This is a genomic window from Vreelandella zhuhanensis, from assembly GCF_009793355.1.
GTDB lineage: Bacteria > Pseudomonadota > Gammaproteobacteria > Pseudomonadales > Halomonadaceae > Vreelandella > Vreelandella zhuhanensis.
Window position 1 is genome coordinate 126,767 of sequence record NZ_WTKP01000005.1, and the last position, 22,028, is coordinate 148,794.

Sequence of the window (22,028 nt, forward strand, 5' to 3'; positions counted from 1 at the left end):
TCCTTAGGCAATTGTCGATATCGCTAGAGCTTCTCGCTCCGCATCCGCTCGTTTGATGAATTCATCAACCGTCATGGTGCCGAGATTTTCGCCTGTACGCGTACGCACGGCAACTGAGTCAGCTTCGACTTCCTTATCTCCTACCACCAGGAGATAGGGAACTTTCTGCAACGTATGCTCGCGGATTTTAAAGCCGATTTTCTCGTTCCTCAAGTCCGCCTTGGCTCGCAAGCCATTTTTCTGCAAACGTTTCTCTAGCGCAAGGGCATAATCCCGCTGAGCATCAGTAATCGTCATGACCACTACCTGCTGGGGAGCAAGCCACAATGGCATGGCACCGGCATAATGTTCAATCAGTATTCCCAGAAAGCGTTCGAAGGAACCGAGAATCGCCCTGTGTAACATGACTGGCGTTTTTCGGCTGCCATCTTCATCCACAAACTGAGCGCCCAACCTGCCCGGCAAGTTAAAATCGAGCTGTAGCGTACCACATTGCCACACACGATTGAGACAATCTCGCAAAGAAAATTCAATTTTCGGGCCATAAAATGCCCCCTCGCCCGGCTGTAGGGTCCATTCCAGCCCTGTGGAGTCAAGTGCTACTTCAAGGCCGGCTTCCGCTTGATCCCAGAGGTGAGACTCCCCCATGAAATCTTCCGGACGAGTCGAGAGCTTAAGCTCCACTTCATCAAACCCGAGCGCTTCATATACCTGAAGGGTCAAGGCGATAAACGCTTCGGCCTCTGCCTGAATCTGCCCTTCCGTACAAAATATATGCGCATCATCCTGGGTAAAACTACGCACACGCATCAGGCCGTGCAAGGAACCGGAAGGCTCGTTACGGTGGCAGCTGCCGAATTCCGCCAAACGCAGCGGCAGGTCACGGTAGCTTTTCAGCCCTTGATTGAATACCTGCACATGGCACGGGCAGTTCATCGGCTTTACCGCATACTCGCGCTTTTCTGATTCCGTGGTGAACATCAGCTCGCTGTAGTGGCCCCAATGGCCTGATTTTTTCCACAAGGATAAATCGACCACTTGGGGTGTCCGGATTTCCTGGTAACCATGTTCGCGTTGGATGCGACGCATGTAATCTTCCAACGCCTGATACATCGTCCAGCCATTGGGATGCCAGAACACCATGCCCGGCGCTTCTTCCTGCAGATGAAATAGATCCATCTTACGCGCCAGCTTACGGTGATCGCGCTTTTCGGCTTCTTCGAGACGTTTCAGGTAGGCATTGAGCTGCTTTTTATCACTCCAGGCCGTTCCATAAAGGCGGGTCAGCATGGGTTTGGAAGCATCGCCACGCCAGTAGGCACCGGCCAGCTTGGTCAATTTAAAAGCTTTCAAGTGTCGGGTGTTGGGCACATGAGGACCGCGACACATATCAGTGTATTCTTCATGGTGATACAGCCGGATCGAAGCACCTTCCGGTATCTCGCGAATAATTTCCTGCTTATAAGGCTCATCGCGATGCAAGAAAGTCAGCATCGCCTTGTCACGGTCAACGTACTCACGCACTACATCGTATTCGCGCTCGATCAACGCTTTCATGCGTTTTTCGATCGTGTCCATATCATCTGGGGTGACAGGGGCCCCAAAATCGATATCGTAATAGAAACCGTCATCGATTGTCGGACCAATAGCCATCTTGGCATCAGGAAAAAGCTGTTTGACCGCATGGCCGATCAAGTGAGCACAGGAATGGCGGATAATTTCCAGCCCTTCTGGATCACGTGCCGTCACGATCGCCACATTGGCATCGTGTTCAATGAGATCAGCGGCGTCCACCAAATTGCCATCAATCTTGCCTGCCACACAGGCCTTGGCCAAACCAGGGCCAATGGACGCTGCAAGCTGCATGATGGAAACAGGGACATCAAACGTTTTCTGGCTACCATCCGGCAGCGTTACGATGGGCATTCGATAATTCCTTGAGCGCAGTGGTGATCCATACCAAGGATCACATTTCGCTATCAATGGTCGTTAAGGGGATAAAGCGGTGCTAAATAGCGCTGGCTAGCCTAACAGATGCACGTAACGGGAAAAACTGAGCGACACAAAAAAGGAGGCCGAACGGCCTCCTTTTTCATGCACCGCATGAACAGCAATACTCAATCTGTCATTGCATACGAAAGCGGCTTGCTTAGTTCCACTCATCCAGCTCGACGCGACGGTTAAGCGCGCGACCTTCATCGGTTTCGTTAGTTGCGATAGGACGCTCTTCACCATAACCGACCGCCATCATGCGATCTTCGCTGATGCCACGCCGAGCCATATAGGTAGCGACAGATTCGGCACGACGCTGCGAGAGGTCCTTGTTGTATTCAGCAGAACCTACAGCGTCAGTGTGCCCTTCGATACGCACGCGCACACCGGGGTTGTTAGCCAGACGTTCAGCGACATCATCAAGCACTTCACGGGCATTGAGTGTCAGCTGGGCGGAATCAAACTCGAAATTCACATCTTCCAGTACAACGCTTTCCTCGCAACCCAGTGCGTTCACTTCTACGCCGGCAGGAGTACCAGGACACTGGTCACGATAATCCGCCACGCCGTCGTTGTCGGAATCCAGCGGGCAACCCTGAGCATTCACCTCAACGCCGGCAGGAGTTCCCGGACACTGGTCACGATAATCCGCTACACCGTCATTGTCGGAATCCAGCGGACAACCTTCAGCATCCACTGCCACGCCTGCGGGCACTTCGCCGTAGCTCGGGCATTGCGGGGCAACTGCTACAGGCGTGCTGTCAGCACACAACATAGCGCCGATGGTAGCACCAGCGGTGGCACCGATAGCAGCACCACTGTCTTCATCTGACGTGCTGCTAGTGGCATAACCAATACCACCACCGATCACACTACCCGCCAGACCACATACCATGGGATGCTGGTACCAGCTACGGTCACTGCTGGCACCCGCTGCACCTTGGCCAGACGCCTGAGTCCCCGTATTGGCACAGCCGGAAAGGCCGACAACCAAAGCGGAACCGAGTAGCAAGCCAGTTGTTGATTTTTTCATGTATAAAACTCCTTCTTCGTTTAATGCTGACATGACCGACAGGGAAAATTACAGCCATCCAGTATGTATGCTAAGAACCCAGCTCTTCTAAACAAAAGCTATTTGGAACGGAACCTGTGGTTCAGGATCATAGTCTACATGGGAAACCATGGATTGCAGTACTGAATCGAAAAACAACCCACATTTTCGAAGCTTTCTTGCAGGTGCTGTTTGGGGCTCAGCCTAGAAAATTAAATTTAATTGATTAGTAAAATGATTCCTCCCTCAGACTCTTTACCAAACTTATAGATAACATTAACTTTCAATGCAAGGCATTTGACCCTTCCTGACGCCATTCCTTAACCGCTGCGGCTGCTGCTAATACGCGTGGACGCATTTCGTCTTCGATTTCCAATCTTTGCTTGTCTTCTTGCATACGTTCGCGCGGTGTTAGCTGTTTGCGGGCTGAATGCGTCTTGAGATGATGAGTTCGGTTGTACATTTCCGCAAATGCCCGAAACCTTTCCTGTTCGGCCAAGCTTGAATCGATGATTTCCAGGAGGACCTTACACCGCCAGGCTCCTTCAGTGATTTCTACCTGTTCTTGCAATAGCGCGCTGATCACCCAATCGAGATTTTCCAGGCTATTTTCCTGAGCTCGGCGCTCCTCCTCCTGGCGATATCTATCACGGCGCTTTACTTCTCGGCGTAGGGTAAAGGCATAGGCGGCCAGGCCGATCACTATCACCAGACCAAGTCCGAGTAATATCAGCATAACGGTTGTATTCATTGGAATATCGTTCCTCCAGCGGCAGCGTGAAATTGCAAACCAACAATTGCTTGACGACAATTGTACACACCACCTAGATGGTTACCAAATCCCAATAAGTTTTAGTTACCACGCCATCACCGCAGCGTAATGATCCAATAGCAACACGCCAAACACCCCAAGCAAGTAACGGATCGAGAACCAGAAAGCCGCCATCGGTGCTTGTGGATCATGGCCTCGCCATACTTTCCAGTTCCAGTACATGAAGCGGCCATTCAACAGCGCAATGCCCGCCAGGTAAAGTTCCCCACTCATGCCAATGACAAATGGCAACAACGTGACTCCCACTGTCAACCAGCCATATAACCACACCTGCAAACGAGTGAAAGCCAGCCCGTGGGTTACCGGCAACATGGGAATGCCTGCCCGGGCATAGTCATCGCACTTATGTATCGCCAAGGCCCAGAAATGCGGTGGTGTCCAGGCAAAAATGATCAGCAAGAGCAATAACGGTTCAGGCCCAAGCTGGTCGGTAATAGCGGTCCACCCAAGTAGTGGCGGTGCGGCACCGGCAACGCCACCGATAACAATATTCTGGGGTGTGGCACGCTTGAGAAAAGCGGTGTAGATCAGCGCATAGCCAATCAAGGAGGCAAACGTCAGCACCGCCGTCAGGGTATTGACCTGCCAAGCCAACAGGCCCACGCCCGCACCAGAAAGGATTATTGCCCAGGTGAGCCCGACGCTTACTGGAAGTCTTTTACTCGCCATTGGCCGATGCGAAGTACGTGACATCAAGGCATCCAGGCGCCGGTCGACAATATGATTGAAGGCAGCGGCTCCACAGGAGGTAAGCCCGATGCCGATCAAGCCGAACACAACATTGCTGATAGGCGGAATTCCCGGTGTTGCCAATGCCATACCCACCAAGGCACAGACCAACATGACCACCACCACCCGAAGCTTGCACAACCCCAGCAAGTCTCGCCATCCCCATGCCGTCGCCGAAAACGCCGACGATTGCAGTGTCATTGCCCCATTACGCATTGGCATGGCTTGCCTCCTTGATTACGGTTATATCTTCTTCCCATCCAGTGGAATGGCGCCACGTCCAGAACGCCGTCACTAGACCTAACGTCAACGCTATGGCGCCGGCGGTATGTAACAGCGCCAGCCATAGCGGCAGCCCAAGCAGCACATTGGCCACGCCTAGCCCACCTTGAACGAAATAAACCGCCACGACACCAGACAGCACAGCGCGCAAAGAGGCTTGCTGTCGATAACGCAACCAGAGCGTCAAAAGGGCAATTCCCGACAGCACAGCGCCTAACCGATGCGCAATGTGGATAGCCGTACGTGCATCAGCATGTAATTGGCCATAGAGATAGTTCGGCCCTACCGTCTGAGTCAGATGAAAGCCTTCGCTAACATCCATTTCCGGCCACCACTGGCCATTGCAGGCTGGAAATCCTTGGCAGGCAATACCCGCATAATTGCTTGAGACCCACCCTCCCAGCGCCAGCTGCATGACCAGTATCGCCGCGGCTCCCAGCCACAAGGCATTCAGCCGCCTAGGTGATGAATATGGACGCCCTGCCGCAAATCGTCGCAACCTCAAGTGTAACCAAAGAAAAATGATTAACACACTCAAGCCGCCCAGCAGATGCAACGTCACCACTTGGGGCCATAACTGCAATGTCACTGTGAATGCGCCAAAAGCGCCTTGAAGGAGGATCACTACCAGCAACGCGATACTCAGCCGCCATGGATATTGTCGTGCGTGTCGTAAACGCCATCCAAGCGCGACCACTCCCAGGACCGCGACCCCCAAGAGTGTCGCGATATAGCGATGAATCATTTCCATCCAGGCCTTGAAAGGTTCCAGTGGAGACTCTGGATGGCGCAAGGCAGCATAGCCAGTGTCAGGCACCACCAGTCTTCCATAACATCCCGGCCAGTCCGGGCAACCTAGACCGGCATCGACCAAACGTGTCCATGCGCCAACCAGTATCACGATGGCGGTAAAGACCGTCCCCGCCAATGTCAGCCGCAGAAGCCATCTCAAACGAGACTCTAGAAGGTGACTTGCCATTGAGTATTCGTCCTTTTGCCGCCGCCCATGGATTTTGTTCAATAGTCTGGATTCACGCGCAACAAATGCTTGATGTCCTTGAGTACGTCAGCCGCTTGTGTGCCGCCACTGAATGCCAAAACCGGGCGACCTTGGGGGTCGAGAATCCATATATCCCCCTCCTTTACCCAGCCGGGACGTGCTTGCCAGTCTCCCACTTTTTCACCAGGCAATGCCTCGACGGCACCTCCAATCCGCAGGCGACTGACACGAACGGCCTCACGCCCCAGCGCCCGATGCAGACGCCACCACTGGTCCGCCTGGGCAGTGCAATCTTCCTTGCAGTCAAATGCCAATATCCAAGTCTCGGAGATTTGCCCTTCGGGAGCTTCAGTCGCTGTACTTTCTAGGGCATTTTTTTCAAGGGTCGTGCCTTCAGGGACTGTTTCTTGCGTTTTCGAATACGCTACGTCTTCTAGAGGCCAATCTGAAAGCGGTGGAATTTCCGGGTTCAGAATCCCGTGTGCGGTGCGTTGCTCGGGTATACCCAGTCGCCATTCCACCATGCCCCAGGCCGCCACCATGGGTAACAGAAACACGCTGATCAAAAGCACGAGCTTGAGTTTTTGGCGTCCCGCTCTGCTCAAATATTTCATGAAGCCCGCTCCTTTTATTGTGTTTATTCATCCCGCCTATCGCGGTGCAAACGATGCCCCCCGAGGAGCATGACAACCGCCGCGGCCAACGCCAACCCCCACCATTGGACGGCATAGCCGAAATGCCGACTGGGTGGCATTACGTTAGGTTTCCACCAGCTATCCAGCACACCGGGACCTTCTTCCAGATGCAACCAGCCCGGATAGGCAAATTCACCCCGTATGGACCATGCTTCAAGGCGAATCTGCTGTAGCCGTTGTTGTTCGGCATTGGGACCGAATAAAGGCCCTCGATCGCCCGCTTCTTGCCAACGACCTCGAACTTCTACAGGGCCGCTGGGTGTCGTCGTTTCTGGCGTCGCTCGGCTAGGACCGGTTTCCAGAAACCCCCGTTGCATCAGCCAGAGGCGTCCCTGTTCATCACGTAAAGGCGTCAGTACCGCGACACCCAGGCGCCGGCCAAGAATCCGGTTATCCAGGAACAGGGTATGCTCTGCCAGATAGTCGCCCGTTACAGTGACCCAGGCGCCGTCACTGGGTGAAGTGTCGGGATTGACCAGTGCGGGGGCAGCCTCTCGCTGCGCTATTGCATTTTGCTTGTCAATGGCTCTTTCCCACTGCCATAGTCCCAGAGCTATTCCCGTTATCACAATCAATGACCAGAAAATGCACCATCCCCCTAGACGCCAGCCAGTTTTCGAGGAAACCGCCATGTTACTCAAAGTATTCATTGCTCTTGTCTTTTTCGCCATGGTGATCAGCCTAGGTGCAGGTGCGGGCTTTTTATTACGTGATGACTCAGCCTCTCGACGCTTGTTGTCCTCATTGAAATGGCGTATCGGCCTTGGATGCCTATTGATGGGCCTGCTGCTATACGGCTTCCTGTCGGGTCAACTAGGTTAGGCGCTAGATGACGTACACGAAAATGAACAACCCGATCCATACCACATCCACGAAATGCCAGTACCAGGAGGCGGCTTCGAAAGCGAAGTGGTTTTCCTTTGCAAAATGGCCCTGATGCACACGGACAAGCATTACCGTCAGGATGATCGTTCCCACTATTACGTGGACCCCATGAAATCCGGTGAGAATGAAAAAGGTAGCACCGAAAATGCCGGCTTCAAGGGTGATACCGTAATGCGCATAGGCTTCGTAATACTCAAGTCCCTGAATCAGAATAAAACACAGACCAAGTAGTACCGTACCTGTCAGCCAGTTACGGCATATCTTGCGATGGCCTTCCTTCAGCGCCTCATGCGCTACGGTCAAGGTAATACTGGATGTTACCAGTATCAGCGTATTGACCAACGGCAACTGCCACGGGCTGAAGATTCCTCTTGGACCCACGACAGCTTCATCCGGGGGATTCATCAACGGCCATTGGGGCACGAAATCAGGCCATAGCAAGGCGGAAATGCCTTTTTCCCCTTCGCCGCCAAGCCAAGGCACCGCAAAGGTACGTATATAGAACAAGGCACCGAAAAAGGCCGCGAAAAACATCGCCTCGGAAAAGATGAACCACCCCATACCCCAGCGAAACGAACGGTCCATCTGGGTATCGTAGAGCCCCCCGCGCGATTCTCGCACCACATCGCGAAACCAGAATCCCATGACCGAAAGTATGCCTACCAAGCCTACTAGCATGATGATACTACTGGCATCATAGACCAGCTGCATGCCGATACCGAACATCATTATTCCCAGCGCAACTGAGCCCAATATGGGCCACCGGCTGGTTGCAGGAACGTAATAAGTGCCACCGCTCATATCGTGCCTCCCGCATGCTGCGTTTGCTGGCTGGATAACTGGCTGACCCTATTCTTGACCGGGTACAGGGTGTAAACCAGCGTGATAGTGGAGATCTCCTCGGGCAGTTCATGAGTGAGCTGGAATACCAACGGTATCGTCAATTTCTCACCGGCTTGGAGTTGCTGTTCGGCAAAGCAGAAGCAGCTCATCTTGCGTAAGTGCGGTGATGCTTCTGAAGGCGAGACACTGGGTACCGCTCGCCCCCAGTTGGACTGGTCACTTTGATTGCTGAACGTGAAATCCACTTCCGTCGGCTGGCCAGGGTGAACGCGAACTTGTTGGGTTTCCACGTCCATTTTCCACGGCAAGCCCGCACTTCCGCGGGTAATGAATTGCACGGTGACATAACGCGATTCGTCCACGCTTTCATGCACAAATGCCTGCGCCGTGGTATCCACCTTGCCGTTAATCCCGGTAAGGCGACAAAAAGCGTCATACAGCGGTACCAGTGCAAACGCAAAGGCAAACATGCCCACTAGCGCTGCAATGCTTCTCCCTACCGTTCGCCGAATGCCTACACTCTGCTCGAAAATTTCTTGTTGTTGATTGTTCATATCGCCACCTCATACCTATAGGTTTGGCCATGATTCAGGGGGTCGGGCGCTTGAACACAGGCGGTGTTTCAAAGGTGTGCAAGGGAGCCGGACTGGGCACCGTCCATTCGAGATCCCATGCGCCTTCCCATGCTTGAGCGGGGGCCTTCTTGCCTCCACGAACGCAAAGCACTACACCCAGTACAAACAACAGCTGAGAAAAGCCGAAAAGAAAGGCCCCAAGGCTGGAAAGCATATTGAAGTCGGCAAACTGCAGGGCATAGTCCGGAATTCGCCGGGGCATGCCGGCAAGCCCAGAAAAGTGCATGGGAAAGAACGTCAGGTTGACCCCGATCACGGAAAGCCAGAAGTGCCATTGGGCTAAACGCTCATTAGGGTAATGGCCCGTCCACTTGGGCAGCCAGTAATAAACCGCCGCCATGATCGCAAACACCGCCCCAGGTACTAGTACGTAATGAAAGTGCGCCACCACAAAGTAGGTGTCGTGATATTGAAAATCTGCAGGAGAAATAGCCAGCATCAAGCCGGAAAAGCCCCCAATGGTGAATAACACCACAAATGCCAATGAGAACAACATGGGCGATTCAAAACTGATCGAGCCGCGAAATAAAGTGGTGATCCAGTTGAATATCTTCACCCCGGTGGGAACGGCGATCAGCATGGTGGAGTACATGAAAAATAGTTCAGCTGCCAGCGGCAGCCCCACCACGAACATATGATGTGCCCACACCATGAATGACAGCAATGCGATCGAGGCAGTCGCATACACCATCGAGGGATAGCCGAACAGCGGTTTGCGCGCGAAGGTCGGAATAATCACCGAGACGATACCGAAGGCCGGCAGAATCATTATGTACACTTCGGGATGGCCGAAAAACCAGAAGAGGTGCTGGAAAAGCACTGGGTCACCGCCACCCGCCGCACTAAAAAAACTGGTCCCGAAGTTGATGTCCATCAGCATCATGGTGATGACTCCCGCCAATACCGGCATGACGGCAATCAATAGAAAGGCGGTAATCAGCCAGGTCCACACGAACAGCGGCATGTCCATCATGCGCATGCCCGGTGCACGCATATTCAGGATGGTGGCGATAATATTGATCGCTCCCAGTATCGAACTAATACCGGCAATATGTAGCGCTAGAATGAAGAAGGTCGTCGAGGGCGGTGCATAGGTGGTGGAAAGCGGCGCATAAAACGTCCAGCCGAAATTCGGACCGCCGCCAGGCATGAAAAGTGTGGAAAGCAACAAGGTGAAGGCTACCGGCAACAACCAGAAACTGAAGTTATTGAGTCGCGGCAATGCCATGTCCGGCGCTCCGATCTGCAGCGGAATCATCCAGTTAGCCAGGCCGGTAAAGGCCGGCATTACCGCAGCGAACACCATGATCAACCCATGCATGGTGGTCATCTGGTTGAAAAACTCAGGGTTGACCAATTGCAGGCCTGGCTGGAATAGCTCCGCTCGTATCACCAGTGCGAAAATTCCGCCGATGAAGAACATGATCAAGGAAAAGATCAAATACAAGGAACCAATCTCTTTATGATTGGTGGTCAATAACCAGCGCAGGAGACCGCGTGGCGGCGCATGATGCGTTGGAGCCTGGCTCCCGGCCGCAGTGGTCGCACTGTGCTCAAGAGGATAGGTCGGAGGTAACTTAGGCGCCATGAAACTCTCCAGAAATTGTGTTTTTTTGGAATAGAGAAAGCTCGTCATCACGAAACGTTATTGAGCAAGACGCCTGGCTATATCAGCGGGTTGCACGCTGTCACCCGTATCGTTACCCCAGGCATTACGCGTATAGGTCACCACAGATGCCAACTCCACCGGATTCAGCGTATTGCGAAATGCCGGCATGGCCGTACCGGAAACCCCATTGATCACGGTCTGGATATGCCATTCACGATCCTCGATCAATCTTGCGTTACCGGCCAATGCCGGAAATGCCGGAGGCGCACCTTGGCCTTCACTTTGGTGGCAAGCGGCGCATATCGACTCGAAGACAGTCTCGCCTCGTGCCATCAGTTCCTGCATTTCCCATTCACGATCGACCCCTAAGGCTTCCTGCTTCATGGCCTCCTTGCGCTCCACCATCCATGCGTCGAATTCCGCTTCCTCCATGGCGTGCACGACAATCGGCATGAACGCATGGTCGATGCCACATAATTCCGCGCACTGCCCCCGATAAATCCCCGGTTCATTGATATTCACCCAGTTTTCGTTAATGAACCCAGGAATAGTATCTTGCTTGACGGCCAGTTCCGGCACCCACCAGGAATGGATGACATCATCGGAGGTCATCAGAAAACGTACCTTGCGATTGATCGGCAACACGAGCGGCTCATCCACTTCTCTAAGATAATGCTCACCGAAGCCCTCTTCACCCGAGATCTGAGCCCTTGGCGTACTCATGTTGGAAGTGAAAGCCACTTCTTCGCCTAGGTACTCATAGCGCCAGCGCCATTGCTGGCCGATGATCATGACATCCAAATCAGCCTCGGAAGCATCGTACATCTTGGTCAATGTCGCCGTGGCCGGCACAGCCATACCCACCAGAATCAGCAAAGGAATGGTCGTCCAGAAGATTTCAACGGTGGTGTGCTCATGGAAATTGGCTGACTTGGCTCCCTTGGAATGCCGATAGCGAAACAAGGAATAGAACATCGCCCCAAAGACGACAGCGCCGATGACCACACATATCCAGAAGATGGTCATATGCAAGCCGTAAATTTCGCCACTGACGTCGGTGACGCCCCGCGGCATGTTCCAGCCGTTGGCATGCACCGACGTGATACTCAGGAAAACGCTGCTACTGACGATCCAACGCCACAGTGATCGCATGGATACCTCCGCAGTTATTGTTGTTATTACTCACTTTTAAATCAGGTCAGGGTTATATGAGTTAATAGCAGTATAGAAACCCTAAGCTATTCGTCACCTTCAACATAGGTTTCGCTCTCAACGCTTTTCATCGCGCCACCCATATCGCCAACCCAGCCAGGCCTACCACGAAGATTATCGCCAGAATGACCGCCGTAATAATGAAGCCCCATGGGCTCGAGGCACTAAAATCCTTACGTCGCTGTTCTTCCTTTTGCACCCCTAGAAAAGCTGCTAGTACAGATTTTATTAAGCCCCACATAAAATTCTCCTTATATTGCACTCACATCAATTTCAATTTGTTACAAACGCGCTTTATTTTCATTAAAATAACTGCTGTAGCGCTTTATTCATCGCATGCGTTGGCTATACTGATTAAAAGACCCTTTTCTAGAATAAGCACACACTTTTTAATGAAGCTAAATAACAAGGAGTCTCAAAATGGGCACCCAAAAGCCTGAAAAGAAGCTCGATACTCTCTTCACGGAGTTTCCCACTACTCAGCCAGGTATGGAGTGGTGGAGCCAGCAAATGCTGCAAGGCTTCGTCCCAGTGATAAAAATGCAAGAGGCATGGCTGAAAAGCCTCACCCAAGCCATGCAGATGGAAGCGCAGTTTCTGCATACCTTGGCGGAAAGTGGCGAAAAGCTCTCACAGTGTTTCACTGCTGATGACGGACCGCCATCCCAGGAGGCGATAGCTAGCTGCTATCAGGACATGATCAACACCATGACGGAGGCCCACTACAGTCGAATGAACAAGGTTGCCGAATTAACCACCGATTTTCGGCGTCAACTGTGGGATGAAATCTAACCAGAAACCCAAAGCTTCAAACCTGGATTCATAGAATAACCGCCACCTGACTGGATCCTTGGCGGCGGTTTCTTGCGATGCCTACCAAGGCAGTGGCTCACCATTGCTGTGCCAGAAACCCCCGGTTGTCTCAAGGCTCAATGCCTCGATACGTTCGGCAATCCCGGCTGCCGCCTCTTCCGGGGTAATCATGCCGCCGAAATTGACCATGCGAGTCTTCACGTAGCCTGGATGCAACTGTGCCACGGCGATGCCCTGAGGAGCGAGATCTACCGCCAACGACTTGCCAAAGGCATTCAATGCGGCTTTTGAGGCACGGTAGCCATAGCGCCCACCGGAATCATTGTCGGCCATCGACCCCATGCGGCTGGTAATATTGGCGATTTTAGCCCCATCTCCTAAGCATGGCAGCAAGGCCTCGGTCACCCGTAACGGTGCATAGGCATTGACCTCCATCTGTTCGCGGATACTGTCGAAATCAATTGACCCTAGGGATTCGTCATGTAGCAGCCCGGCATTGTTGATCAACAGATCGAGCGAGACGCCGTTGAGCTTTTCGGCCAGTCGCCCTACGTCCTGGGCCTGGGTGACATCGATGTTATCGATGACTTGTCGGGCAGCTTCAGCGAGTTCCTGTGAAGTGCTGCGACAAACCCCGATGACATCCCAGCCGGCCTGCTGATAATGCTGCGCCAACGCCAAACCGACACCACGATTGGCACCGGTGATCAAGACCGTGGAAGACATAACACCTCCTGTGAAATACAAAAATGGCAGCCATGACTATGAGCCTAGTTGACCCCGGTTTCAAAGCGACAAAATAACTGCTAACGGCTTCTTGGATGAATAACATCGCCCTGACTAAACTGGGGTCAGCCAGCCACTGAATGCCTGCAGCTCATTTCCCGTCTCACCACGCACAACCCGCCGATAAAGGCGTTGCAGTTGGGCCGTCACCGAGTCGTCGGCAATAGGCTGAGTGGGGGGTGGTGCGCCTGCTCGAGCACCTACATGGCGTCCGTCGAGCTCCCGCAGAGGCAGTATCTCGGCGGCAGTGCCTGTCAGAAAAGCCTCATCTGCGGTATACAGCTCATCGCGGGTAATGCGGCGCTCCTGAACATCCAGTTTCAGCACCTCGCGTGCCAGACGAATCACGCTATCGCGAGTAATGCCCTGGAGGCAGGAGGTCACCTCAGGGGTATGCAGCACACCATCGCGCAGCAAAAAGATATTGGCCGCTGACGCTTCGGCTACATAGCCTTCCGTATCGAGCATGATCGTCTCATCGAAACCGGCCTTGACGGCCGTATTGAGCGCCAGCATCGAATTGACATAATGTCCATTGGTCTTGGCGCGACACAGGCTGACGTTGACGTGATGACGTGCCCAGGAAGATGTCAGTGCCCGCAGGCCAATCGAGGCAGCTTCAGGAGAAATGTAGTCGCCTAGATCCCAGGCCGCGATCATGGCATGCACGGTTAGCCCCTTGGCTCTCAGGCCCATTCCCTCGGCACCGAAGTAAACGGTGGGCTTGAGGTAGGCATTGGTCAGGGCATTCTTCTTCAGGCAATCACGCTGGGCCTCGATCAAGTCGTTGGCAGTGAAGGCAAGCGGCATATCCAGGGCGTGCGCGCTATCCAGTAGACGCCGCGTATGCTCCGCCACTCTGAAAAGATGGGTTCCACTTGGCCCCTCGTAAGCCCGTACTCCCTCAAAACAGCCCATCCCATAATGTAATGTATGGGTCAGCAAATGCGTGGTGGCCTCACGCCACGGAAGCCACTCGCCATCTTGCCAGATCCAGCCATCCCGGTCGTATAGTGGTGTCATCAATATTCCCCTCGTTCGTCAGCTGCCTTTTCTTGAGTGTCCCACACCCGGACCCACTCATCGATCAAGTCACGTTGATGGGGCTGCAACGCTTGATAACCCCAGGCAGCAATTTCATCATTCTGAGGATCAGGCACCTGGATCTCGCTTTCGGCCAATACCGAGATCGCCGCATGGCCGCACAACGGAACATAGCCTTCCGAGTAGCCACCTTCGTGAATCATCACTAAATGCCCCTCGCAGCAGCGCTCTGCCAGCGCCTTGACCTCTGAGGTCATTTCAGCAAATGCCCGGCTATTGAGCAGCATCTTGCCGAGCGGATCTTTGCCGCAGGCATCATAGCCACAGGCCACCACAATCAATTCTGGCGAAAATGCCTCAATAGCCGGAAGTATCAGCTCAGCCATGGCATAGCGATAAGCCCCAATCCCGCACCCAGGAGGTAACGGCAGGTTGAGATTGGCGCCCTGGCCTGCACCTTCGCCTCGCTCATCGAAGCCACCGGTATCCAGCGGGTAATTGCCTGCTTGATGTATCGATACCGTCAAGACGTCGGGGTCGTCATAAAAGGCGGCCTGCTGGCCATTGCCGTGATGAACGTCCCAATCAAGGATCGCCACCCGTTTGGCCAGGCCGAGCGAACGAGCATGCATCACCGCGATGGGAATATTGCCCAAAAGACAGAAACCCCGACCGCGATCGGACTCCGCATGGTGGCCCGGCGGACGGCACAAGGCATAGGCATTGCTCAACTCGCCTCCTGTGACCGCTTCGACAGCTTCAAGCGCCAAACCCGCAGACTGACGCGCCGCCGCCAGACTTCCCGCTGTATAAGGTGCGCAATCGCCAGCATCACCCATTCCTCGCCGGGCGCCTGCCTCGAGGGCATCGAGATAGCGCGAAGTGTGAAATCGCTCCAGTGCCTGGCGACTGGCAGGGGCACTTTTTCTTACCTGCAGTTCATCGATCAGGCCCGAGACTTCCAGCAAGTTCTTGAGCCGACGTTTACTTTCAGGGCTTTCCGATGCCGGTTGTGGTTGCAGAAATTCACCCGGTGCTGAAAATATCCCAATAGCCCCCGGATCATGCCAGAAGCAGCGTTCGTGCCAGAAGAATCCTGTGGTTTTGCCATGCTGATTCATTATCTGCCCTCGAAAGGCTTTTGGTTTTGGAAGTCGAGCTGAGCCTCACCTCATACCAATGTTTAATTCGACTGAATGAGGTGATGCTAGTCATCTTTACTGGTTCGTTTTTGAATGGTTATGCCGTATCTATTGATTTTACTCACTATGCAAAAAATTAATTTACAAAATAATGTAAGTTAATAAAAACCAAAGAGAGATGCAGTAATTTTTAAACATGATGTTTAATTAAATATAACTAATCAAACTGATAATTTGTATTTAATAACAAAAAGTTATGAAAAAAATGCTTATTGAAGAATCTTTCATAGACTGCTTAATCATCATTTTTTCAGGAGAGTTACCTAATGACTCTGGCGACATCATCCGATCAGGTTTATGTAATAACCGAAAAAAGTCCGCAAACTCAATTATTTGTTGACTATTTGATTCAGCACACCGGCTATAATGCCACGGTGTATCCACCGTCTGCCGTGCTTACGGTCACTCCACCCGAAAAAGCACTGTTGCTGATCGACATGGACCACATCAGCCTGGATACCTTACCGGAATGGCAAGCAAAGCTTCCGGAAGCCCTGAAACAGGTGCCCATCGCTGCCTTCAATATCAAGGACATGGATCATGCCCTGGAAGCCTTGGCTTGCGCTCAACTCAAAGGGATTTTTTACCGTAACGAGAGTCTCGATGTGATCTGCAAAGGCATCAAAAGCTTGATGGAGGGTGAGCTTTGGATGTCACGCGACCTCATGGCGCAGCTGATTCTGTTTTATCGCAAGTATCAGAGTAATGTGTTCCGCCCGGCAGCCGGCCTGACCAACCGTGAAATGGAAATCATTTCCTTGCTCAGTTCCGGGGCATCCAACCAGCAGATCGCTGACAAGCTGTTTGTCAGCGAGCACACCGTCAAATCTCACCTTTACAACATCTTCCGCAAGATCAATGTGCACAACCGTATCCAGGCCTTGAATTGGATTCATCAGAATATCGGGCCGATCTTGCCTCATATCGACAGTAACCGGAATGGAAAAAGGCATGGTTAACGCTGTGCTCCTGGATTCATAGACTCCTGAATTCAAGCAATAAGTGCAGCACTATAAAGGGGTCACTCTATTGCTCTCCCAGCTTTAGCACGTGAACCGTGGCTCGCCATAATTCCCAGCCATCCAGAAGGCCCGGCGAGACATCCACATGCTCCAAGCCCGCCGCCTCGTATAAGTGAGCCTGGCCCTCCGGCAAGGCATCCTCTAAACGGCGACTGTGGCTTATCGGAATCACTCGATCATTCGGCCCGTGGATCAATATCAGTTGCGCCTGTAACTCATCGAGATCGCGTCTCGATAAGTCCAATGCCTTGAATTCCTGTCTCAGCCGTGACGGAAGCTTGGCAAGCAGCGCATTCACATTGTCCGGATCTTCATTGGTCACCAGATTATACAGCGGCCTGCCTTGCGGCCCTAGCCTGCGAACCTCAGCCTCCACTGCTGCAGAACGGTCTTCCAGTTTGCGCCGGGCAATATTTTCCAGAAGCGCTTGATCCTCCTCGTCTTCCAGCCAATGAAGCTGACTCAACAACATCGCCCAACGTGCCCGACTCTCCGGTGGGGGTAGCTCCAGCGCTGCACCGCCGCGATCTTCCCCCGTGGTGACATAGCGAAGCATGTCCGTCAGATCATAATAGCCACCCACAGCCACCACGAAACTCACCCGCCCAGCCGTGTCCTCCTGCATCGCCGCGATGAGTGCCGGGCCTACCGCAAAACTGATGGCGGCAAGTGCCGTCTCCGATTCCGTGGCCTCTATTTCATTCGTGGTGTAGCGGACGGCATCGGCTATCGCTTGAGCCTCGCGCGTGCTGATGGAAAAATCCTTCAGCCCCTCCAGTTCAGGCACTACCAGCGTGAAGCCGACCCGAGACAGTGTCATGGCAAACTCGACCAGACGGGGGTCGCGGCGACCCTCCTCGGTAAACCCATGCACCAGTACCATTGCCCCTCGGCGGGGGATCTCCGGATGATAAATATCCGCTACGTAATCCCGCCCCTTGACTGCGTAATTCACCTTCTCACGGCTGGGCTCTGAGGTGCGCTGCTCCAACCAACTCTCTTCGCTCCCCGCCGACAGATCTTCCAGCACCAGCAAGGCTTCATAACCACGGTTCAAGGCACCACAGCCCGACAGCAAGCCAAGCATCAGAAGCAGGCCGACAAACCTTGGACTAAACGGCATGTTTTTTATTCGGCTCATCTTGTGCCTCTGGAATTTCAGGAAAGACAATCCGCTCATAGCTATCATGATAATTGTCATATTGTCTCGACTCGAAAGGACGTCAAGATGCCGAACTATCTGAATGATCCCACCCTGAACCAGCCATTATTCCCGGGTAGCCATATCGTGCTGGATGATCATTATGCGTTTATCTCGGGTCTGACCGTGATGGATATTCCAGGGGGAGAAACCGTGCTCGGCAATATTCACGAAGAAACCCGCTGGGTCATGCGCCGCCTGGTCAAATTGCTCGAATATGCAGGGTGTAATATCGCCGATACCGTCCGTGTGGATATTCATCTCACCAATCTCGATAACGCCCAGCAGGTGGATGCCGTCTATGCTGAATTTTTCAATCACAGTCGCTACCCAGCCCGTACCTGCACCGAGTCGCCACGACTCTACGACGGCTCCCACGTCGAGATTACCTTGATGGCACGACGCCCCCACAAACCGAAAGACAATGAAGGCGACGCGAACGGTGAACAAGGCGACCGCTAGAAAGCTAGTTCACATGAAAGCGTCCTTACATGGGTAGAAGCAGCGTCATTCGCGGCCACAACCTATCCGGATTCTCAATGACATGGCTATTGGCCTCATGAATCTCAGGCCAACGATTGCCGTCTCCGTAATAGCGCATGGCGATATTGGCCAGGCTTTCTCCCTGTTTAACCCGATAAAGCGTGGTGTCATCCTGCATCAATGAAACCAGCCTCTGGTCATCATACAGCTGCTCGGAGTACTGTTCTATTTCTTCAGGATTATCACGACGGTAGGCATCAGCCAACGCCTGAGCAGTTTCGCCGGCGGTGTCTTTGGCACTTTCGAGATTCACGCTGCCTTCTTCTTCGGTTTCCTCTTGAGAGTCGTTAGCTGTCGCGGCTGCGGCCTTCTTTTCAAGCGTGTCGGCCAACTCTTCTTCAAGATATTCGATGCGCTTACGCATCTTTTGCATTTCTTCCTTATGGTTTTCCAATTCGCTACGCGTCACGGAAAGCTCGTCTTCCAGTTGCTCCCTGGATTTCTCTCTTTCTTCGACCGATTGTTCGGTTTCCGGCGCGTCCTGGTCCTGCTGGGCCAGCCCTGGAACAGAGTGCCCCAGCAACATACCGGCTGTCATAGCAATACCCATCGATTTGGCGACTCCAGCACGAGTAGCCCAAAGGTAAAAAGGTACTTTCATGTTGCATCTCCCTGTAGCAAAGCACGCCCCGTTACCAGGCTACTTACTAATATGGTTCATCCAACTGCAAGGCGCCAACGCTCGTTGTTAGCTATGTTTATGCTGAGTACGTCATCCATATTCAATGGCATTCAAGCAGGTGAGAAACATGCATCAGTACGAGAGAACCATCATGGCGTTTGATGAAGCAGGTAATGAATACTTCATCGATATTTTCTCGAGCGTCAAGAATATCAGTACGTTACACCATGAAGGGGCCGTAAAAAACGGGCTCTCTACTTTCAAGACTCGAGAAGGCCATGCCGTCAATCATTTGGGCGGCGGCGACTTTTCAGTGTGGGTACAGGGTGAGGAAGACGCCGTACGCGTGAAAACCACGGATTCCGAATTTGCGTGATCTTATTGTCAATTACTATGCAAACGGAGCAAAACATGGCTCGGCTCAACGTGACTCAGAAACTGATTGAATCTCACCTGGTGTCAGGAAAGATGCAACCAGGAGAGGAAATAGGCCTTGTAGTCGACCAGACCTTGACCCAGGATGCCACCGGCACGCTGGTCATGCTGGAATTCGAATCCATGCGGATAGAGCGCGTGCGTACCGAGCTTTCCGCCCAATACGTCGATCACAACCTCTTGCAGGAAGACTTCAAAAACCCCGACGATCATCTTTTTCTGGAAAGTGCCTGTCGCAAGTTCGGCGTGTGGTTCAGCCCAGCCGGCAATGGCGTCAGCCACCCCCTCCATCAGGAACGCTTCGGCATTCCCGGCAAAACGCTGGTCGGCTCCGATAGCCACACTCCCGCAGCCGGTGCCTTGGGCATGTTTGCCACCGGCGCCGGCGGCCTGGAAGTCGCCCTTGCCATGGCCGGAAAGCCGCTGCATCTGACTATGCCTAAAATAGTTGGAGTAGAGATTACCGGGGAGTTGCCCGCCTGGGTCAGCGCCAAGGATGCAGTGCTGGAAATGTTGCGCCGTTACGGTGTCAAGGGCGGCGTTGGCAAGGTATTCGAGTACTACGGCCCCGGTCTCGACAGCCTGAGCGCCATGGACCGCCATGTCATCGCCAACATGGGCACCGAGATGGGCGCCACCACCACCGTGTTCCCCTCTGACCTTGAGGTAAAACGCTTCCTGACGCAGCAGGACCGCAGTGACGATTGGCAAGAACTGTTGGCCGACGAAGGAGCCGATTACGATGAGCATCTCAACCTGCACCTATCCACACTTGAACCTCTGATCGCGTTGCCCAGCAGTCCCGGCAACGTCAAGCCCGTCCACCAAGTAGCTGGCGAGGAAATTTATCAGGCTTATATCGGCTCCTCGGCCAACGCCGGTCTACGCGATTTTGCCGTGCCGGCAATGATGGTTGAAGGCCGCCAAGTTCAGCCGGGAATATCCTTCGACGTCAACCCCACTTCGCGCCAGTTACTCGAAAACCTCGCCAGCGAGAACTATCTTTCGCTGCTGATACACGCCGGTGCCCGCCTGCACCAGGCCGGCTGTAACGGCTGTATCGGCATGGGACAGGCGCCGGCCACCGAACGCAATAGCCTACGCACCGTGCCGCGCAACTTTCCCGGACGCTCCGGCACCCCCGAAGACAGAGTGTTCCTGTGCAGCCCGGAAACCGCCACCGCATCAGCCCTGACCGGAAGGATTACCGACCCCCGCGAGCTGGATATGGACTATCCGATATTCAAGGAGCCCGACTTTCTGTCGATCAATCGTGAAATGTTCATTCCACCCGCCGAACACAGCAGTAAGGTGGCACTGGACAAGGGGCCGAACGTCAAGACATTGCCTACCTTCGACCCCATTCCCGACGATTTTTGCGGCCCGTTGTTGCTGAAAGTGGGCGACGACATTTCCACCGACGAGATTCTGCCCGCCGGGGCCGAGGTGCTGCCGTTACGCAGTAATATTCCCGCCATCGCCGATTTCGTGTTTCATGCCATGGACCCTGAGTTCCATGAACGCGCCAAGGCACTCGAAGGTGATGGTTTCTTCATTGTTGCCGGCAAAAACTACGGTCAAGGGTCAAGTCGTGAGCATGCTGCCATCGCCCCGCGCTATTTGGGGCTACGGACCGTCTGTGCTATTTCTTATGGTCGTATACACTGGCAGAACCTGGTCAACTTCGGCGTGGTACCGCTGAACTTCACCAACCCGGACGACCTCGACAGCATTGACCAGGATGATGAACTGGCGCTGGATGCAATCCACACCGCCCTTCAAAGCGATGATGAAATCAAGCTGCACAACAAGACCAAGAACGTCGACTACGCCATGTACCACCGTCTTTCCAAGCGTCAAACCGAGGTAATCAAAAGTGGCAGCTTGATCAATGTCATGCGCAGCGAATCAGGGTCTGGCTGAAAAATCGGAGGGTGTCATGGCGATAATTTCATCTAGCGGTACAAGCGTTAGATAGCCTTCTTTCGCGAAGGCACCGGTGTCCAGATAAAGCACATTTCCCAACCAGATAGGCTCCTTCACGATAGTATGCCCCACCACCACCGCATTGATGCCGCTTACGAGGCGGTTATCTTGCGTCTTGTAACGCCTGCGACCCCAGGTGAGAGTATCGCGATAAACATCGACAGCGTCTTTAAGCCAAAGCCAATCCTGCGGCGGTTCGGCGTGAACCATTCCGATACGATACCGGCCAGCGTTGATCTCGCGCGCCAGCGGCAGGTGTTTCACCGCCTCTTCAAGTACGGCTTCCACCTCGTTGGGGTTTTCGGAATAGACCCACTTGCCGCCATTGAGCATCCATAACTCCCAGGCGCTTCCACCGGTACGAAAAGCATCCAGCGCTAATTGCTCATGATTGCCGAGCACCCCGAAAAACCAGGGTTCGAAAGCCAAGGACAGACATTTGAAGGAATCGCGGCCACGGTCAATAAGATCACCCACCTGGAACAGCCGGTCATGTTTGCTATCGAACCCGGCCTGCTCAAGGGATTCGAACAGGGTATCGTATTGGCCGTGAATATCCCCTGCTACCCAATCACGCCCATCCCGATTGGTTGCATGTGTCACCAACAT

The 22,028-nt window shown here is 53.4% G+C and carries 24 protein-coding genes; 6 read left to right on the forward strand and 18 right to left on the reverse strand.

Going from position 1 to position 22,028, the window contains the following annotated elements:
• Positions 1 to 3: 3 nt before the first annotated feature.
• The 7 genes from thrS to GPM19_RS08530 all read right to left on the reverse strand — a co-directional run bounded on the left by thrS (position 4) and on the right by GPM19_RS08530 (position 7,231).
• Entirely contained in the window at positions 4 to 1,926 is a 1,923-nt protein-coding gene (gene thrS / locus GPM19_RS08500) for a threonine--tRNA ligase (RefSeq protein ID WP_160418613.1), read from the reverse strand.
• Between the two features lie 223 nt (positions 1,927 to 2,149).
• Entirely contained in the window at positions 2,150 to 3,025 is an 876-nt protein-coding gene (locus GPM19_RS08505; RefSeq protein ID WP_160418614.1) for an OmpA family protein, read from the reverse strand.
• Positions 3,026 to 3,326: 301 nt separating this feature from the next.
• Positions 3,327 to 3,794 carry a DUF2489 domain-containing protein gene (locus GPM19_RS08510; RefSeq protein ID WP_160418615.1) on the reverse strand — a complete coding sequence of 156 codons (468 nt, stop codon included), beginning with the start codon at positions 3,792 to 3,794 and terminating at the stop codon, positions 3,327 to 3,329.
• A 105-nt stretch (positions 3,795 to 3,899) separates the two neighbouring features.
• Complete coding sequence (gene cyoE / locus GPM19_RS08515; RefSeq protein ID WP_160418777.1) at positions 3,900 to 4,820, reverse strand: heme o synthase; 921 nt, start codon at positions 4,818 to 4,820, stop codon at positions 3,900 to 3,902.
• On the reverse strand, positions 4,813 to 5,865 hold the full coding sequence (locus GPM19_RS08520) for a COX15/CtaA family protein (RefSeq protein ID WP_160418616.1): 1,053 nt from the start codon (positions 5,863 to 5,865) through the stop codon (positions 4,813 to 4,815). Before GPM19_RS08520 ends, cyoE begins: the two co-directional genes overlap by 8 nt.
• Before the next feature lie 38 nt (positions 5,866 to 5,903).
• Positions 5,904 to 6,500: a redox-active disulfide-containing membrane protein gene (locus GPM19_RS08525; RefSeq protein ID WP_160418617.1), complete on the reverse strand. Its 597-nt coding sequence runs from the start codon at positions 6,498 to 6,500 to the stop codon at positions 5,904 to 5,906.
• 23 nt (positions 6,501 to 6,523) lie between these two features.
• The gene (locus GPM19_RS08530; protein WP_227842288.1) at positions 6,524 to 7,231 is read right to left on the reverse strand and encodes an SURF1 family protein; all 708 of its coding nucleotides are present in this window, start codon (positions 7,229 to 7,231) and stop codon (positions 6,524 to 6,526) included.
• Between GPM19_RS08530 and GPM19_RS08535 the strand changes: the two genes are divergently transcribed.
• A complete protein-coding gene (locus tag GPM19_RS08535) occupies positions 7,212 to 7,403 on the forward strand; it encodes a DUF2909 family protein (RefSeq protein WP_160418618.1) in 192 nt (63 codons plus the stop codon). The two genes, GPM19_RS08530 and GPM19_RS08535, sit on opposite strands and share 20 nt — an antisense overlap.
• Positions 7,404 to 7,406: 3 nt before the next feature.
• Here the strand turns inward: GPM19_RS08535 and GPM19_RS08540 are convergent, their stop codons facing one another.
• The 5 genes from GPM19_RS08540 to GPM19_RS08560 form a co-directional block, all read right to left on the reverse strand.
• On the reverse strand, positions 7,407 to 8,267 hold the full coding sequence (locus tag GPM19_RS08540) for a cytochrome c oxidase subunit 3 (protein WP_160418619.1): 861 nt from the start codon (positions 8,265 to 8,267) through the stop codon (positions 7,407 to 7,409).
• On the reverse strand, positions 8,264 to 8,863 hold the full coding sequence (locus tag GPM19_RS08545) for a cytochrome c oxidase assembly protein (protein ID WP_160418620.1): 600 nt from the start codon (positions 8,861 to 8,863) through the stop codon (positions 8,264 to 8,266). The genes GPM19_RS08540 and GPM19_RS08545 overlap by 4 nt, the downstream gene beginning before the upstream one ends.
• A gap of 34 nt (positions 8,864 to 8,897) precedes the next feature.
• Positions 8,898 to 10,532, reverse strand: coding sequence for a cytochrome c oxidase subunit I (ctaD, locus tag GPM19_RS08550; protein WP_160418621.1), 1,635 nt, complete (start codon positions 10,530 to 10,532; stop codon positions 8,898 to 8,900).
• Positions 10,533 to 10,589: 57 nt separating this feature from the next.
• On the reverse strand, positions 10,590 to 11,705 hold the full coding sequence (gene coxB / locus GPM19_RS08555; protein WP_160418622.1) for a cytochrome c oxidase subunit II: 1,116 nt from the start codon (positions 11,703 to 11,705) through the stop codon (positions 10,590 to 10,592).
• A gap of 127 nt (positions 11,706 to 11,832) precedes the next feature.
• Positions 11,833 to 12,006 (reverse strand): DUF2970 domain-containing protein, encoded by a 174-nt coding sequence (locus tag GPM19_RS08560; protein WP_114487064.1) that lies wholly within the window; start codon positions 12,004 to 12,006, stop codon positions 11,833 to 11,835.
• Between the two features lie 179 nt (positions 12,007 to 12,185).
• Here GPM19_RS08560 and GPM19_RS08565 point away from each other — a divergent pair, with 179 nt between their 5' ends.
• Positions 12,186 to 12,557, forward strand: coding sequence for a hypothetical protein (locus GPM19_RS08565; RefSeq protein ID WP_160418623.1), 372 nt, complete (start codon positions 12,186 to 12,188; stop codon positions 12,555 to 12,557).
• 81 nt (positions 12,558 to 12,638) lie between these two features.
• On the opposite strand, the gene GPM19_RS08570 is transcribed toward GPM19_RS08565, so the two are convergent.
• The 3 genes from GPM19_RS08570 to GPM19_RS08580 all read right to left on the reverse strand — a co-directional run bounded on the left by GPM19_RS08570 (position 12,639) and on the right by GPM19_RS08580 (position 15,529).
• Positions 12,639 to 13,304 carry an SDR family oxidoreductase gene (locus GPM19_RS08570; RefSeq protein WP_160418624.1) on the reverse strand — a complete coding sequence of 222 codons (666 nt, stop codon included), beginning with the start codon at positions 13,302 to 13,304 and terminating at the stop codon, positions 12,639 to 12,641.
• Positions 13,305 to 13,418: 114 nt separating this feature from the next.
• Positions 13,419 to 14,387, reverse strand: coding sequence for a branched-chain amino acid transaminase (locus tag GPM19_RS08575; protein ID WP_160418625.1), 969 nt, complete (start codon positions 14,385 to 14,387; stop codon positions 13,419 to 13,421).
• Positions 14,387 to 15,529 carry a histone deacetylase-like amidohydrolase gene (locus tag GPM19_RS08580; protein WP_160418626.1) on the reverse strand — a complete coding sequence of 381 codons (1,143 nt, stop codon included), beginning with the start codon at positions 15,527 to 15,529 and terminating at the stop codon, positions 14,387 to 14,389. Before GPM19_RS08580 ends, GPM19_RS08575 begins: the two co-directional genes overlap by 1 nt.
• Positions 15,530 to 15,876: 347 nt before the next feature.
• Here GPM19_RS08580 and GPM19_RS08585 point away from each other — a divergent pair, with 347 nt between their 5' ends.
• Positions 15,877 to 16,569: a response regulator transcription factor gene (locus tag GPM19_RS08585; RefSeq protein ID WP_160418627.1), complete on the forward strand. Its 693-nt coding sequence runs from the start codon at positions 15,877 to 15,879 to the stop codon at positions 16,567 to 16,569.
• A 67-nt stretch (positions 16,570 to 16,636) separates the two neighbouring features.
• Here GPM19_RS08585 and GPM19_RS08590 read toward each other — a convergent pair whose 3' ends face one another.
• The gene (locus tag GPM19_RS08590) at positions 16,637 to 17,773 is read right to left on the reverse strand and encodes an alpha/beta hydrolase family protein (protein ID WP_160418628.1); all 1,137 of its coding nucleotides are present in this window, start codon (positions 17,771 to 17,773) and stop codon (positions 16,637 to 16,639) included.
• An 87-nt stretch (positions 17,774 to 17,860) separates the two neighbouring features.
• On the opposite strand from GPM19_RS08590, the gene GPM19_RS08595 reads away from it, so the two are divergent.
• Positions 17,861 to 18,295, forward strand: a complete 435-nt coding sequence (locus GPM19_RS08595; protein WP_160418629.1) for a RidA family protein — start codon at positions 17,861 to 17,863, stop codon at positions 18,293 to 18,295.
• A gap of 25 nt (positions 18,296 to 18,320) precedes the next feature.
• Here GPM19_RS08595 and GPM19_RS08600 read toward each other — a convergent pair whose 3' ends face one another.
• The gene (locus GPM19_RS08600; RefSeq protein ID WP_160418630.1) at positions 18,321 to 18,977 is read right to left on the reverse strand and encodes a LysM peptidoglycan-binding domain-containing protein; all 657 of its coding nucleotides are present in this window, start codon (positions 18,975 to 18,977) and stop codon (positions 18,321 to 18,323) included.
• Between the two features lie 148 nt (positions 18,978 to 19,125).
• Here GPM19_RS08600 and GPM19_RS08605 point away from each other — a divergent pair, with 148 nt between their 5' ends.
• The gene (locus tag GPM19_RS08605) at positions 19,126 to 19,374 is read left to right on the forward strand and encodes a hypothetical protein (protein ID WP_160418631.1); all 249 of its coding nucleotides are present in this window, start codon (positions 19,126 to 19,128) and stop codon (positions 19,372 to 19,374) included.
• Between the two features lie 35 nt (positions 19,375 to 19,409).
• Positions 19,410 to 21,356 carry an aconitate hydratase gene (locus tag GPM19_RS08610; protein WP_160418632.1) on the forward strand — a complete coding sequence of 649 codons (1,947 nt, stop codon included), beginning with the start codon at positions 19,410 to 19,412 and terminating at the stop codon, positions 21,354 to 21,356.
• On the opposite strand, the gene GPM19_RS08615 is transcribed toward GPM19_RS08610, so the two are convergent.
• Positions 21,342 to 22,028, reverse strand: a complete 687-nt coding sequence (locus GPM19_RS08615; RefSeq protein ID WP_160418633.1) for a metallophosphoesterase — start codon at positions 22,026 to 22,028, stop codon at positions 21,342 to 21,344. The genes GPM19_RS08610 and GPM19_RS08615 overlap by 15 nt on opposite strands.

Coding starts and splice junctions, on each gene's coding strand:
- thrS (WP_160418613.1), bottom strand. CDS start 1,926: ATGCCCATCGTAACGCTGCCGGATGGTAGCCAGAAAACGTTTGATGTC.
- GPM19_RS08505 (WP_160418614.1), bottom strand. CDS start 3,025: ATGAAAAAATCAACAACTGGCTTGCTACTCGGTTCCGCTTTGGTTGTC.
- GPM19_RS08510 (WP_160418615.1), bottom strand. CDS start 3,794: ATGAATACAACCGTTATGCTGATATTACTCGGACTTGGTCTGGTGATA.
- cyoE (WP_160418777.1), bottom strand. CDS start 4,820: ATGCGTAATGGGGCAATGACACTGCAATCGTCGGCGTTTTCGGCGACG.
- GPM19_RS08520 (WP_160418616.1), bottom strand. CDS start 5,865: ATGGCAAGTCACCTTCTAGAGTCTCGTTTGAGATGGCTTCTGCGGCTG.
- GPM19_RS08525 (WP_160418617.1), bottom strand. CDS start 6,500: ATGAAATATTTGAGCAGAGCGGGACGCCAAAAACTCAAGCTCGTGCTT.
- GPM19_RS08535 (WP_160418618.1), top strand. CDS start 7,212: ATGTTACTCAAAGTATTCATTGCTCTTGTCTTTTTCGCCATGGTGATC.
- GPM19_RS08530 (WP_227842288.1), bottom strand. CDS start 7,231: ATGAATACTTTGAGTAACATGGCGGTTTCCTCGAAAACTGGCTGGCGT.
- GPM19_RS08540 (WP_160418619.1), bottom strand. CDS start 8,267: ATGAGCGGTGGCACTTATTACGTTCCTGCAACCAGCCGGTGGCCCATA.
- GPM19_RS08545 (WP_160418620.1), bottom strand. CDS start 8,863: ATGAACAATCAACAACAAGAAATTTTCGAGCAGAGTGTAGGCATTCGG.
- ctaD (WP_160418621.1), bottom strand. CDS start 10,532: ATGGCGCCTAAGTTACCTCCGACCTATCCTCTTGAGCACAGTGCGACC.
- coxB (WP_160418622.1), bottom strand. CDS start 11,705: ATGCGATCACTGTGGCGTTGGATCGTCAGTAGCAGCGTTTTCCTGAGT.
- GPM19_RS08560 (WP_114487064.1), bottom strand. CDS start 12,006: ATGTGGGGCTTAATAAAATCTGTACTAGCAGCTTTTCTAGGGGTGCAA.
- GPM19_RS08565 (WP_160418623.1), top strand. CDS start 12,186: ATGGGCACCCAAAAGCCTGAAAAGAAGCTCGATACTCTCTTCACGGAG.
- GPM19_RS08570 (WP_160418624.1), bottom strand. CDS start 13,304: ATGTCTTCCACGGTCTTGATCACCGGTGCCAATCGTGGTGTCGGTTTG.
- GPM19_RS08575 (WP_160418625.1), bottom strand. CDS start 14,387: ATGACACCACTATACGACCGGGATGGCTGGATCTGGCAAGATGGCGAG.
- GPM19_RS08580 (WP_160418626.1), bottom strand. CDS start 15,529: ATGAATCAGCATGGCAAAACCACAGGATTCTTCTGGCACGAACGCTGC.
- GPM19_RS08585 (WP_160418627.1), top strand. CDS start 15,877: ATGACTCTGGCGACATCATCCGATCAGGTTTATGTAATAACCGAAAAA.
- GPM19_RS08590 (WP_160418628.1), bottom strand. CDS start 17,773: ATGAGCCGAATAAAAAACATGCCGTTTAGTCCAAGGTTTGTCGGCCTG.
- GPM19_RS08595 (WP_160418629.1), top strand. CDS start 17,861: ATGCCGAACTATCTGAATGATCCCACCCTGAACCAGCCATTATTCCCG.
- GPM19_RS08600 (WP_160418630.1), bottom strand. CDS start 18,977: ATGAAAGTACCTTTTTACCTTTGGGCTACTCGTGCTGGAGTCGCCAAA.
- GPM19_RS08605 (WP_160418631.1), top strand. CDS start 19,126: ATGCATCAGTACGAGAGAACCATCATGGCGTTTGATGAAGCAGGTAAT.
- GPM19_RS08610 (WP_160418632.1), top strand. CDS start 19,410: ATGGCTCGGCTCAACGTGACTCAGAAACTGATTGAATCTCACCTGGTG.
- GPM19_RS08615 (WP_160418633.1), bottom strand. CDS start 22,028: ATGTTGGTGACACATGCAACCAATCGGGATGGGCGTGATTGGGTAGCA.